The sequence below is a fragment of the Streptomyces sp. DvalAA-43 genome (assembly GCF_900091725.1).
Taxonomy (GTDB): Bacteria; Actinomycetota; Actinomycetes; order Streptomycetales; family Streptomycetaceae; genus Streptomyces; species Streptomyces pulveraceus.
The window spans coordinates 14,567-27,095 of sequence record NZ_FMBW01000048.1 but is presented as its reverse complement, the minus strand read 5'-3'; the positions used below and the strand labels follow the sequence as shown (position 1 = coordinate 27,095).

Sequence of the window (12,529 nt, the reverse complement as noted above, 5' to 3'; positions counted from 1 at the left end):
GACGACGAGGACGCGTAACAGCGCAACGGCCCCCGGACGTCCGGCCCCCGGTGCGCGAAGGCGCCCGCGGGGACCGGACGCCGCGCCGTCCGGGGCCGGATTCCAGTCCTCCGGATCAGCCGATCTCGATGAGCAGATCACCCGCTTCTACCTGCTGGACGCCGCCGATCGCGAGACGCCGCACGACCCCGGTGGTCTGGGCGGTGATCGACGCCTCCATCTTCATCGCCTCGATGGTGGCCACGGTCTGACCGGCCGACACCGAGGCGCCCTGGGCGACCTGGAGGGTGACGACCCCGGCGAACGGCGCCGCGACATGGCCCTCGTTGCCCCGGTCCGCCTTCTCGGCGGCCTTGACCTCGGTGGCGACGGACCTGTCCCGGACCGACACCGGCCGCAACTGCCCGTTGAGAGTGGCCAGTACGCTGCGGAACCCGCGCTCGTCCGGTTCGGAGACCGCCTCCAGCTCGATCAGCAGGGTGACGCCAGGTTCGAGCGTCACCGTGTGCTCGGTCTCCGGCTCCAGCCCGTACAGGAAGTCCTGGGTCGGCAGCACGGAGGTGTCGCCGTATGCCGCGCGGTGGGCCTCGAACTCCTTGGTCGGGCCCGGGAAGAGCAACCGGTTCAGCGTCGGGCGCGGCGAGTGCTTCAGACCCTCGCGGTCCTCGTCCGACAGCTGCGGGGTCTCCGCCCCCGCCGGGCGGCCCCGGAGCGCACGGGTGCGGAACGGCTCGGGCCAGCCGCCCGGCGGGTCGCCCAGCTCACCGCGGAGGAAGCCGATCACGGAGTCCGGTACGTCGAACCCGCCGGGGTCGGCCTCGAAGGCCGCCGCCTCGACCCCCGCGCCCACCAGATGCAGCGCCAGATCACCGACCACCTTCGACGACGGCGTCACCTTCACCAGCCGCCCGAGCATCCGGTCGGCCGCGGCGTAGCAGTCCTCGATGAGTTCGAAGCGGTCGCCCAGGCCGAGGGCGATGGCCTGCTGGCGCAGATTGGACAGCTGCCCGCCGGGGATCTCGTGGTGGTAGATCCGGCCGGTCGGCGAGGCCAGCCCGGACTCGAAGGGGGCGTAGACCTTGCGGGCCGCCTCCCAGTAGGGCTCCAGATCAGCGACCGCCTGCAGGGACAGGCCCGTCGCGCGTTCGGTGTGGTCGGTGGCGGCCACCAGCGCCGACAGCGGGGGCTGGCTGGTGGTGCCGGCCATGGAGGCGACCGCCGCGTCGACCGCGTCCACCCCCGCGTCGATGGCGGCGAGCAGCGTGCCGAGCTGCCCGCCCGCCGTGTCGTGGGTGTGCAGATGGACCGGCAGGTCGAAACGGTCGCGCAGCGCGGTGACGAGCGTGCGGGCGGCGGGCGGGCGCAGCAGCCCCGCCATGTCCTTGATGGCGAGCACATGGGCGCCCGCCGCCACGATCTGTTCGGCCAGCCGCAGGTAGTAGTCCAGCGTGTACAGGGTCTCGCCGGGGTCGGAGAGGTCCGCGGTGTAGCAGAGCGCCACCTCGGCGACCGAGGTGCCGGTGGCGCGCACGGCGTCGATCGCCGGGCGCATCTGCGACACGTCGTTGAGGGCGTCGAAGATCCGGAAGATGTCCATCCCGGCGGACGCGGCCTCGGCGACGAACGCCTCGGTGACCTCGGTGGGGTAGGGCGTGTAGCCGACCGTGTTGCGGCCGCGCAGCAGCATCTGGGTGCAGATGTTGGGCACCGCCTCCCGGATCTTCACCAGCCGCTCCCACGGGTCCTCGGCGAGGAAGCGCAGCGCCACGTCGTAGGTGGCGCCTCCCCAGCATTCGAGACTCAGCAGCTGCGGTGCGGTCCGGGCGACGTACGGTGCGACGGTCAGCAGGTCACGGGTCCGCACCCGGGTGGCCAGCAGCGACTGATGGGCGTCGCGGAACGTGGTGTCGGTGACGGCGACGGCCGACCGGGCGCGCAGCTCGGCGGCGAAGCCCTGCGGGCCCAGGGCCGCCAGGCGCTGGCGCGAACCGGCCGGCGGTGTCCCGGGCGGCAGGGCGGGCAGCTTGTCCGCCGGGTCGATGACGGCGGGGCGGGAACCGTACGGCCGGTTGACGGTGGTCTCGGCGAGATAGCCGAGCATCCGGCTGCCGCGGTCGGCCGACGGGCGGGCGTGGATCAGCTCCGGGTGCGCGTTGATGAAACTCGTCGTGACGCGTCCCGCGCGGAAGTCGGGCTGGTCCAGCACGGCGCCCAGGAAGGGCAGGTTGGTCGCCACGCCCCGGATCCGGAACTCCGCGATGGCCCGGCGCGCCCGGCGGGCCGCGTTGGCGAAGTCGTGCCCGTGGCAGGTGAGCTTCACCAGCATCGAGTCGAAGTGGGCGGACACCTCGGCGCCGGTGTGGACCGTGCCGCCGTCCAGCCGGACGCCGGGCCCGCCGGGGGAGCGGTAGGCGGAGATGGTGCCGGTGTCCGGCCGGAATCCGTTGGCCGGGTCCTCGGTGGTGATGCGGCACTGCATCGCGGTGCCGTTGAGGGTGATGTCGTCCTGGGTGAGGTGCAGTTCGGGCAGGGCCATGCCCGCCGCGATGCGCATCTGGGCGATCACCAGATCGCGTCCGGTGACCTGCTCGGTCACGGTGTGCTCGACCTGGATGCGCGGGTTCATCTCGATGAAGACGTGGTTGCCGCGCCCGTCGACGAGGAACTCGACCGTGCCCGCGTTCACATAGCCGATATGGCGTGCGAAGGCGACGGCGTCGGCGCAGATCCGGTCCCGCAGGGCCGGGTCGAGGTGCGGGGCGGGCGCGATCTCGACGACCTTCTGGTGGCGGCGCTGCAACGAGCAGTCCCGCTCGTACAGATGGACCACATTGCCCTCGGCGTCGGCGAGGATCTGCACCTCGATATGGCGCGGGTCGATCACGGCCTGTTCCAGGAAGACCGTGGCGTCGCCGAACGAGGACCGGGCCTCGCGCATCGCCGCGTCGATCGCCTCGCGCAGCTCGCCCGCCTCGGCGACCCGGCGCATGCCGCGCCCCCCGCCGCCCGCGACGGCCTTGACGAAGACCGGGAAGCCGATGTCCGCCGAGGCCGCGACGAGCGCGTCCACGTCCTCCGAAGGGGCGGAGGACTTCAGCACCGGTACGCCGGCCTCCCGGGCTGCCGCGACCGCCCGGGACTTGTTCCCGGTCAGGTTCAGCACCGGAGCGGGCGGCCCGATGAAGGTGATGCCGGCCCCGGCGCACGCGGCGGCGAGGTCCGGGTTCTCCGACAGGAAGCCGTAGCCCGGGTAGACCGCGTCGGCACCCGCCTTCCGGGCGGCCCCGATGATCTCGTCCACCGAGAGATAGGCCCGTACGGGATGTCCGGGCTCCCCGATCCGGTAGGCCTCGTCGGCCTTGGCCCGGTGGAGGGAGTTGCGGTCCTCGTGGGGGAACACGGCGACCGTGGAGACTCCGAGCTCGAACGCCGCGCGAAACGCGCGAATCGCGATCTCCCCACGGTTGGCGACCAATACCTTCTCGAACATCAGACTCCCCAGTCATGTCACGGGCGCGTGGCGTCAGGACGGGCGATGTCGCACGGATACGCCGGTCGGCGTCCCGTGGTCACACGGTGGCGGCGAAGCGCTCCGTACCCTCTCGGGCGCGAAGCGTTCGACACCGTACCGGAGACCCGGGTCCTTTCGTCCGGATCGGGCCGGGCTCGCGTGCCCCGGTGCCGCGCCCCGTACCCGGCCGGGAGCGCTCACCGGCCGGGACCGTGGCGGACCGCTCTCACTCCGGTTGGCCGGCCGCCTTCGCGGCGAGGTAGCGGGCGGGGAACTCGCCGCCGCCGTGCACCGCCAGATCCGCCCCGTTGACGTATCCGGACAGCTCGCTCGCGAGGAACAGACAGGCACGGGCGACGTCCCCGGGCACGGCCATCCGGCGCATCGGGATCACACCCGCCACCGACGCCCCGCCGTCCGCCCCGTAGATCAGTGCCGCGCCCGGCGTGCGGATCAGCCCCGTGGTGATGTGGTTGACCCGGACCGCCGGCGCCCATTCCAGGGCCAGCGCCCTGGTGAGGGCCAGCAGCCCCGCCTTGGCGGCCGTGTAGGCGGCGGTGCCGGGCTGTGGGTCGTGGGCGGAGACACTGCCGATGTTGACGACCGAGCCGCCGTCCTTTTGGTCCCGCATGACGCGGTGGGCCGCCTGCGCCACGTAGAACGGCGCGAGCAGATTGAGCGCGACGATCTTCTCCACGAACCGCGGCGAGACGGTGGCCGCGTCCGCGTCCGGCGAACCGCCCGCGTTGTTGACCAGGACGTCGAGCCGGCCGAAGCGCTGCACCGCGGTGTCCACCAGCGCGGACGCCGCCGCCGGATCGCGCACATCGGCCGGGACGAAGAGTGCCTCCCGGCCCCCGGCCGCCGGCAGGGCGTCCGGGGTGGTGCGGCCGCAGACCACCACCTCGGCCCCGGTGTCCAGGAACGCCCCGGCGATGGCGGCCCCGAGGCCCTTGGTGCCGCCGGTGACCAGCACCACGCGTCCCGTGAAGTCCCACGGGCTGTCGATGTGCATGAGGTGAGGCCTCTCTGTCCGCCGGCCGGGCCGCGCCCCGGGCCGGAACTCAGTGCGCCGTCAGCCCGAGCGCGGCGGCGAGCCGCGCCCGGTGGTGCGCGGGCGGGCCGAACAGCTCGCCCGTCCCGTGCGCCCGCTTGAAGTAGCGGTGCGCGTCGTGCTCCCAGGTGATGCCGATCCCGCCGTGCAGCTGGATCATCTCGCCGGCCACCGCCGAGAAGGCCTCGGAGCAGACGGACTTGGCGACGGCGGCGGCCCGGGGCAGTGCCCCCGGGTCCTCGTCGGCGGCGAAAGCGGCCCCGAGCGCCGCCGAACGCGCCGACTCCACCAGGACGTAGGCGTCCGCCAGCCGGTGCTTGACCGCCTGGAACGAGCCGATGGGCCGGCCGAACTGGACCCGGTCCCTGGCGTATGCGACGGTGAGCTCCAGCGCGCGTCCGGCCGCGCCCACCTGTTCCGCGGCGAGGGCCGCGCACGCCAGGTCCCGTACGTGTGCCAGGCACCGCCCGCCGTCGCCGTCCGCCCCCAGCAGCCGCCCCTCGGCGGAGTCCAGCACCCATCGGGCCAGGCCCCGGGTGGAGTCCATGGTCACGACGGGCTCCCGGCGCACCCCGGCCGCGTCCGGCGCCACCTCGAAGAGCGACACCCCGGCGGCCGTACGGGCGGCGACGAGCAGCACATCGACTCCGGGCCAGTCCAGTACGTGATCCTTGGTCCCGCTGAGCAGCCAGCGGCCGTCCGGGTGCGCGGTCGCCCCGGCGCGGACCGCCGCCGGGTCCCAGGACCCCTGCTCGGCCCAGGCCAGCGCGCCCACCGAGGCACCCTCGGCGAGCCCCGGCAGCAGCCGCCCGCAGGCCTCCCGGTCACCGGAGGCCAGCAGTGCCCCCACGGTGAGCACCGCCGAGCCCAGACAGGGCAGCGGGCTCAGGCTCCGGCCCAGCTCCTCCATCAGCACATGGACGTCCCGGGCGCCGCCGCCCATCCCGCCGTACGCCTCGGGCACGGTCAGGCCGGCGGCACCGACCTGCTCGGTCAACGGCCCCCACGCCGACTCGTCCTGATGTCTGGTCAGCAACGACCGTACGATCGACCGCAGCTCTTCCTGCTCCTCGGTCAGCCTCACCGGGCCGCTCCCCTCACTGTGCGGTCAGGCGGCCAGGACCCGGGCCCGGCAGGCGGCCGGGGTGCCCCACGCGTCGCGCAGCGGCCGGGCCTTGCGGATCCACAGCGACAGGTCGAGTTCGTCGGTGTAGCCCACGGCCCCGTGCAGTTGGAGGGCCGTGCGCGCCGCCCCGTACGCGGCTTCGCCCGCCGTGACCTTGGCCGCGGCGATCTCGCGCCCCGCCCCGTCGTCGCCGGCGGCGAGCGCGAGGGCGGCGCCGTGGACCAGCGGCTCGGCGAACTCCAGGGCCAGCAGAGTGTCCGCCAGCCGGTGCTTGACCGCCTGGAAGGAGCCGATCGCCACCCCGAACTGGGTGCGCTGCGCGACGTAGCCGACGGTACGGGCCAGCAGGGCGCGGCCCACCCCCAGCGCCTGGGCCGCGGTGGCGAGCGCGGCCACATCGGCCGCGTACCCGGCGGCGGCGGCCACCGACTCGCCCTGGGCGAGGACCGTGCCGCTCGTGGGCCGCGACAGCCGCCGCGCCGGATCGGCCGACGGCTGTACCGGACCGGGCCCGGTGGAGACGCTCAGGGCGTCGCCGTCCACCACGAACACCGCGTCGGCCGCGTCGCCGTCCAGGGCGTACGGGCCGAGGGAGGTCAGGCAGAGCGAGACGACGGACTTGCCCGAGGCGATGCCGGGCAGTCGTTCGGCGGCGATGCGGTCGTCACCGAGCCGGTCCAGGAGGGCCGCCGCGGCAACCGTCTCGACCAGCGGCCCGGGAACGGCGTGCCGCCCCAGGACCTCGAAGGCGATGGCCAGTTCGAGGGGGAGCGGGCCGAATCCGTCGTGCTCCCGCGGCACCGCGAGTGCGAACACCCCGGCCTCGGCCAGCCGGGCCCCGACGGCCCGCCCCGGGCCGTGCTCGCCGGTGGCCCAGGACCGGATCACGGCCGGGGTGTCGCAGGAGGTGAGCAGGGCGTCGAGGGAGCGGGCGAACTCCCGCTGCTCGGCGTCGGGGAAGAAGCGCATCACCGGCGTCCCTTCGGCAGGCCGAGCAGCCGCTCGGCGACGATGTCGCGCTGGATCTCGTTGGTGCCCGCGTACACGGGTCCGGCCAGGGCGAAGGTATAGCCCTCGGCCCAGCCGCCGGCGGCCGGCGATTCGTCCGCGTGGTCGGCGAGTTCGCCGTACGGCCCGAGCAGGTCGAGCGCGGTCTCGTGCAGAGCGATGTCCAGCTCGGACCAGTAGATCTTGTTGAGGCTGGCGGCGGCTCCGGCGGGACCGCCCTGGTCGTACAGGATCCGGGAGGCCCCCGCGTAGGAGAAGAGCCGGTAGGCGCGGGCCCCGATCACCGCGTCGGCGACCCGGTCGCGCAGCGCCGTGTCCGCGGGGTCGCCGTGCGCGCGCCACAGGGCGGCCAGCCGGTCGGCGGCGGCCGTGAACCGGCCGGGGCTGCGCAGGGTGAGTCCGCGTTCGTTGCCCGCGGTGCTCATCGCGACCCGCCAGCCCTGTCCTGGCTCGCCGATGACGTCCTCGTCCGGGACGAACACCCCGTCCAGGAAGAGTTCGGCGAAGGCGGGCTTCCCGTCGAGCCGTCCGATGGGCCGCACCGTGACCCCCTCGGCGTCCAGCGGGAACATCAGATACGTCAGCCCCCGGTGCGGCTTGTCCGCCTCCGGGTCGCTGCGGAACAGGCCGAAGGCCCGGTCGGCGAAGGCGGCCCGGGACGACCAGGTCTTCTGGCCGCTGAGCAGCCAGCCGCCTTCGGTCCGTACGGCCGTCGACTTCAGCGAGGCCAGATCCGAACCGGCCTCCGGCTCCGACCAGGCCTGTGCCCAGATGACCTCGCCGCGCGCCGTCGCGGGCAGGATCCTGGCCAGCTGTTCGGCGGTGCCGTGCTCGAAGAGGGTGGGGGCCAGCAGGTTGATTCCGTTCTGGCTGACCCGGCCGGGTGCCCCGGCTCCGTAGTACTCCTCCTCGAAGACCAGCCAGCGCAGCAGGGAGCCGCCGCGCCCGCCGAACTCCTCGGGCCAGGAGACCACCGACCAGCGGTCCGCGGCCAGCGTGGCCTCCCACTCACGGTGGGCGGCGAAGCCGTCGGCGGTCTCCAGGGACGGCAGGGGGACGGCCGGGACGTGGGCGGCCAGCCAGTCGCGCGCCTCGGTGCGGAACGCCTCGTCGGCCGCGTCGAGATCGAGGTCCATCAGGAGCCCGCCTTCTTCATCGCCCCGATGTCCATGCCGCCGAGCGCGTCGGACGCGGTCTCGGCGTTGTGGGCATGTGCCAGGTGGTGCAGGCCGAACACCGAGTCCAGGCCGGTGTGCAGCCCCTGGAGGTCCTCGGCCTGGTTGACGGCGCGCTTGGTCAGGGCGAGGCCCAGGCGGGGCATCCCGGCGATCCGCAGCGCCAACTCCCTTGTATATTCGGCAAGTTCCTCGCGGGGCACGACCCGGTTGACCATGCCGACCTCGTATGCGCGCCGGGCGCTCATCCGGTCGCCGGTGTAGAGGAACTCCTTGGCGATCCGCGGTGGCATCACCCAGGGATGTGCGAAGTACTCGACCCCGGGGATGCCCATGCGGACCACGGGATCGGCGAAGAACGCGTCCTCGCTCGCCACGATCAGGTCGCAGATCCAGGCGAGCATCAGCCCACCGGCCACACACGCGCCCTGGACGGAGGCGATGACCGGCTTCGGCAGCTCGCGCCATCTGCGGCACATCCCCAGATACACCTCGGACTCGCGGGCGAAGCGGCTCTCCCCGCCCTCCTTGTCCGAGTGGTCCCACCACAGTCCCGCCCGGCGTTCGAACGGCAGATGGGCGTCCCGCTCCGGGGTGCCGATGTCATGGCCGGCGGAGAAGTGCTTGCCCGCCCCGGCCAGGACGACCGTCTTCACCTCGTCGTCCCCGGCCGCGCGGTAGAACGCCCGGTCCAGTGCGTAGGTCATCGCGGAGTTCTGCGCGTTGCGGTAGTCGGGCCGGTTCATGGTCACCGTCGCGACCGGGCCCTGCTTCTCGTAGCGCACCGGTTCGTCGTGGGCAGTGGGCATCGGCCCCTCCTTCCCTAACAAGTGTTTGGTAGATTAACGTACTGTCATGAGCAGCGTCGAGGAGTTCCGCGCCGAGATCCGCGGCTGGCTGGCCGCCAACCTCACCGGTTCCTTCGCGGGCCTTCGCGGTCGCGGCGGCCCCGGACGCGAGCACGAGGCCTTCGCCGAACGGCTGGGCTGGGAACGGCACATGGCGGCCTCGGGCTGGACCTGCGTGGGCTGGCCCGAGGCCTACGGGGGCCGGGGCGCGAGCATCGAGCAGCAGGTCGCCTTCCACGAGGAGTACGCCCTGGCCGACGCCCCCGCCAGGGTCAACCACATCGGGGAACAGCTGCTGGGACCGACGCTCGTGGCCTTCGGCACACCCGCGCAGCGGGCCAGGTTCCTGCCGCCGATCGTCGCCGTCGAGGAGCTGTGGTGCCAGGGCTACAGCGAACCCGACGCCGGGTCCGACCTGGCGAACGTACGGACCAGGGCCGAGCGGGACGGCGCGGACTGGGTCGTCACCGGACAGAAGATCTGGACGTCACTGGCCCACGAGGCCCAGTGGTGCTTCGTGGTCGCCCGCACCGAGCCCGGCTCGTCCCGCCACCGGGGCCTGTCCTACCTCCTGGTCCCGCTGGACGGGCCCGGTGTGGAGATCCGGCCGATCGCCCAGCTGACCGGCACCTCCGAATTCAACGAGGTCTTCTTCGACGGGGCCCGCACCCGCGCCGAGCACATCGTCGGAGCCCCGGGCGACGGCTGGCGCGTGGCCATGGCCACCCTCGGCTTCGAACGCGGCGTCTCCACCCTCGGCCAGCAGGTCGGCTTCCGGCGCGAACTGGAATCCCTCATCGCCCTGGCCCGGCGCAACGGCGCCGCCGACGACCCGCTGATCCGCGACCGGCTCGCCCGCGCCTGGACCGGGTTGGAGACCATCCGGTGCAACGCCCTGCGGATGCTCGACGGCGTGGCGGCCGGCGCACCGGGCCCCGAGGCGTCCATCGGGAAGATCTTCTGGGCCACCTGGCACCGGGAGCTCGGTGAGCTGGCCATGAGCGTCCTGGGCGCCGGCGGCCTGGCCGCCGCCGGGGCACCGTACGAACTCGACGACTGGCAGCGGCTGTTCCTCTTCTCCCGCTCCGACACCATCTACGCCGGCTCCAACGAGATCCAGCGCAACATCATCGCCGAGCGCGTCCTCGGCCTGCCCAAGGAGATCCGCCCGTGACCGACCGGCCGCCCTATGTAGCGGGGCACTCACTCCTGGACGGACGCACCGCCGTGATCACCGCCGCCGCGGGCGCCGGGATCGGCGGAGCGACGGCCCGCAAGTTCCTGGAGGAGGGCGCCCGGATCGTCATCGGCGACGCCCACGCACGCCGCCTGGGGGAGAGCGCCGCCGCCCTCGCCGAGGAGTTCGGCGCTGACCACGTCGCCGCGCTGCCCTGCGACGTCACCGACCAGGAGCAGGTCGACGCCCTGTTCGCGTTCGCCGCCGAGCGCCACGGCGGGCTCGACATCGTCGTCAACAACGCCGGACTCGGTGGCACCGCCGAACTCGTCGACATGACCGACGAGCAGTGGTCGAAGGTCCTCGACGTCACCCTGAACGGCACCTTCCGCTGCACCCGCACCGCCCTGCGCCACCTCAAGGACCGCGGCACCGGCGGCGTCGTCGTCAACAACGCCTCCGTCGTCGGCTGGCGTGCCCAGCGCGGTCAGGCGCACTACGCCGCCGCCAAGGCCGGTGTCATGGCGCTCACCCGGTGCGCCGCCCTGGAGGCCGCCGACTTCGGCGTACGCGTCAACGCCGTCGCACCGAGCCTGGCCATGCACCCGCACCTGGTGAAGGTCACCACACCGGAACTCCTCGCCGAACTGACCGAACGCGAGGCCTTCGGCCGGTACGCCGAGCCCTGGGAGATCGCCAACGTCATCGTCTTCCTGGCCAGCGGCTATTCCTCGTACCTGACCGGCGAGACCGTCTCCGTCAGCAGCCAGAGGGCGTGAACGCGATCACCGGCAACGACGGCGTCGAACGACGCGCCGCACTCCTGGCGACCGCCGCCGAGGTGTTCGCCGCCCGGGGCTACAACGCCACCACCGTCCGCCGCATCGCGGACGACGCGGGCCTGCTCGCGGGCAGCCTCTACTACCACTTCGACTCCAAGGAGTCGATGCTGGACGAGATCCTCTCGGCCTTCCTGGACGAGCTGTGGGCGGGCTACGGCACCGTCCTGGCCGCCGGACTCGGCCCCCGCGAGACCATCGAGGCGCTCGTCACCCAGTCCTTCCGGCAGATCGACCGGCACGGGCCCGCGGTCGCCATCTACCAGAGGGAATCCAGGCACCTCTCCGCCCAGCCGCGCTTCGCCTACCTCGCCGACACCCGGCTGAAGTTCGAGAACGCCTGGCTGCGCACGCTGGAGCGCGGCGTCGCCGAGCGGGCCTTCCGCGCCGACCTGGACGTCAGGCTCGTCTACCGGTTCGTCCGCGACACCGTCTGGGTGGCCGCCTCCTGGTACCGCCCCGGCGGCGTCCACAGCCCGGAGGAGATCGCCCGCCAGTACCTGTCCATGGTCCTCGAAGGCATCACCCCACGCACCTGACACCTCATCACCTCGCTCGCGAAGGAGCAGTCATGGCCGAGGCCTACATCGTCGAAGCGGTACGCACCCCCGTCGGCCGGCGCAAGGGCGGACTCAGCACGGCCCACCCGGCCGACCTCGGCGCCCATGTCCTCAAGGCACTGGTCGAGCGCACCGGCGTCGACCCGGCCGCCGTCGACGACGTGGTCTTCGGCTGCCTGGACACCGTCGGCCCGCAGGCCGGGAACATCGCCCGCACCGCCTGGCTCGCCGCGGGCCTTCCCGAGGAGGTGCCCGGCACCACCGTCGACCGGCAGTGCGGCTCCTCCCAGCAGGCCGTCCACTTCGCCGCCCAGGGCGTCCTCTCCGGCACCCAGGACCTGGTCGTCGCGGGCGGCACCCAGAACATGTCGATGATCCCCATCGCCTTCGCCTCCCGCCAGGCCGCCGAACCCCTCGGGCTGACCGAAGGCCCCTACGCGGGCTCCGAGGGCTGGCGCGCCCGCTACGGCGACGCGCCCGTCAACCAGTTCCACGGCGCCGAACTCATCGCGGAGAAATGGGGCATCACCCGCGAGGACATGGAGCACTTCGCGCTGCGCTCGCACCACCGGGCCCTGCGCGCCATCGACGAGGGCCGCTTCGCCCGCGAGACCGTCGCGTACGGCGACGTGACGGTGGACGAGGGGCCGCGCCGTGACACCTCGCTGGAGAAGATGGCGGGCCTCAAGCCCGTGGTCGAGGGCGGCCGGCTGACCGCCGCGGTCTCCTCGCAGGTCTCCGACAGCGCCTCCGCGCTGCTCATCGCCTCCGAGCGGGCTGTCGCCGAGCACGGCCTGACGCCCCGGGCCCGCATCCACCACCTCTCGGTGCGCGCCGAGGACCCGATCCGGATGCTGTCCGCGCCCATCCCGGCGACGGCGTACGCGCTGAAGAAGACCGGGATGTCCATCGGCGACATGGACCTGGTGGAGATCAACGAGGCGTTCGCCCCGATCCCGCTGGCCTGGCTGAAGGAGACCGGGGCCGACCCGGAGCGGGTCAACGTCAACGGTGGCGCCATCGCGCTCGGCCACCCGCTCGGCGCCACCGGCACCAAGCTGATGACGACCCTGCTGCACGAACTGGAGCGGACCGGCGGCCGATACGGCCTGCAGACCATGTGCGAGGGCGGCGGTCAGGCCAACGTCACCATCATCGAACGCCTCTGAGTACGCCCCGCGTCGAACGTCTCTGACTGCGCCCACCGGCTCACCGGCCCACCGGCCCGGCG

The 12,529-nt window shown here is 73.1% G+C and carries 10 protein-coding genes; 4 read left to right on the top strand and 6 right to left on the bottom strand.

Annotated features, from left to right (window positions below; genetic code table 11):
• Nucleotides 1-115: 115 nt before the first annotated feature.
• From GA0115234_RS20595 to GA0115234_RS20570, 6 genes are all read right to left on the bottom strand, one after another.
• On the bottom strand, nt 116-3,490 hold the full coding sequence (locus GA0115234_RS20595) for a pyruvate carboxylase (RefSeq protein ID WP_093543763.1): 3,375 nt from the start codon (nt 3,488-3,490) through the stop codon (nt 116-118).
• Nucleotides 3,491-3,737: 247 nt separating this feature from the next.
• The gene (locus tag GA0115234_RS20590; RefSeq protein WP_093543761.1) at nt 3,738-4,526 is read right to left on the bottom strand and encodes an SDR family oxidoreductase; all 789 of its coding nucleotides are present in this window, start codon (nt 4,524-4,526) and stop codon (nt 3,738-3,740) included.
• Nucleotides 4,527-4,575: 49 nt separating this feature from the next.
• Nucleotides 4,576-5,649: an acyl-CoA dehydrogenase family protein gene (locus GA0115234_RS20585; RefSeq protein WP_093543759.1), complete on the bottom strand. Its 1,074-nt coding sequence runs from the start codon at nt 5,647-5,649 to the stop codon at nt 4,576-4,578.
• 24 nt (nt 5,650-5,673) lie between these two features.
• On the bottom strand, nt 5,674-6,660 hold the full coding sequence (locus GA0115234_RS20580; protein WP_093543757.1) for an acyl-CoA dehydrogenase family protein: 987 nt from the start codon (nt 6,658-6,660) through the stop codon (nt 5,674-5,676).
• Nucleotides 6,660-7,835, bottom strand: coding sequence for an acyl-CoA dehydrogenase family protein (locus GA0115234_RS20575; protein WP_093543755.1), 1,176 nt, complete (start codon nt 7,833-7,835; stop codon nt 6,660-6,662). Before GA0115234_RS20575 ends, GA0115234_RS20580 begins: the two co-directional genes overlap by 1 nt.
• The gene (locus GA0115234_RS20570; protein WP_093543753.1) at nt 7,835-8,683 is read right to left on the bottom strand and encodes an enoyl-CoA hydratase; all 849 of its coding nucleotides are present in this window, start codon (nt 8,681-8,683) and stop codon (nt 7,835-7,837) included. The genes GA0115234_RS20575 and GA0115234_RS20570 overlap by 1 nt, the downstream gene beginning before the upstream one ends.
• A gap of 46 nt (nt 8,684-8,729) precedes the next feature.
• Here GA0115234_RS20570 and GA0115234_RS20565 point away from each other — a divergent pair, with 46 nt between their 5' ends.
• Genes GA0115234_RS20565 through GA0115234_RS20550 form a run of 4 tightly spaced genes read left to right on the top strand, consistent with a single transcriptional unit; the run spans nt 8,730 to nt 12,467 of the window.
• Complete coding sequence (locus GA0115234_RS20565) at nt 8,730-9,896, top strand: acyl-CoA dehydrogenase family protein (RefSeq protein WP_093543752.1); 1,167 nt, start codon at nt 8,730-8,732, stop codon at nt 9,894-9,896.
• Nucleotides 9,893-10,678, top strand: a complete 786-nt coding sequence (locus GA0115234_RS20560) for an SDR family oxidoreductase (protein WP_093543750.1) — start codon at nt 9,893-9,895, stop codon at nt 10,676-10,678. Before GA0115234_RS20565 ends, GA0115234_RS20560 begins: the two co-directional genes overlap by 4 nt.
• Nucleotides 10,675-11,277, top strand: a complete 603-nt coding sequence (locus tag GA0115234_RS20555; protein ID WP_093543749.1) for a TetR/AcrR family transcriptional regulator — start codon at nt 10,675-10,677, stop codon at nt 11,275-11,277. Before GA0115234_RS20560 ends, GA0115234_RS20555 begins: the two co-directional genes overlap by 4 nt.
• 32 nt (nt 11,278-11,309) lie before the next feature.
• The gene (locus GA0115234_RS20550) at nt 11,310-12,467 is read left to right on the top strand and encodes an acetyl-CoA C-acetyltransferase (protein ID WP_093543747.1); all 1,158 of its coding nucleotides are present in this window, start codon (nt 11,310-11,312) and stop codon (nt 12,465-12,467) included.
• Nucleotides 12,468-12,529 lie beyond the last annotated feature (62 nt).

Bases quoted from the DNA above. Each gene is read 5' to 3' on its own strand.
- GA0115234_RS20595 (WP_093543763.1), bottom strand. From the start codon at position 3,490: ATGTTCGAGAAGGTATTGGTCGCCAACCGTGGGGAGATCGCGATTCGC.
- GA0115234_RS20590 (WP_093543761.1), bottom strand. From the start codon at position 4,526: ATGCACATCGACAGCCCGTGGGACTTCACGGGACGCGTGGTGCTGGTC.
- GA0115234_RS20580 (WP_093543757.1), bottom strand. From the start codon at position 6,660: ATGCGCTTCTTCCCCGACGCCGAGCAGCGGGAGTTCGCCCGCTCCCTC.
- GA0115234_RS20575 (WP_093543755.1), bottom strand. From the start codon at position 7,835: ATGGACCTCGATCTCGACGCGGCCGACGAGGCGTTCCGCACCGAGGCG.
- GA0115234_RS20570 (WP_093543753.1), bottom strand. From the start codon at position 8,683: ATGCCCACTGCCCACGACGAACCGGTGCGCTACGAGAAGCAGGGCCCG.
- GA0115234_RS20565 (WP_093543752.1), top strand. From the start codon at position 8,730: ATGAGCAGCGTCGAGGAGTTCCGCGCCGAGATCCGCGGCTGGCTGGCC.
- GA0115234_RS20550 (WP_093543747.1), top strand. From the start codon at position 11,310: ATGGCCGAGGCCTACATCGTCGAAGCGGTACGCACCCCCGTCGGCCGG.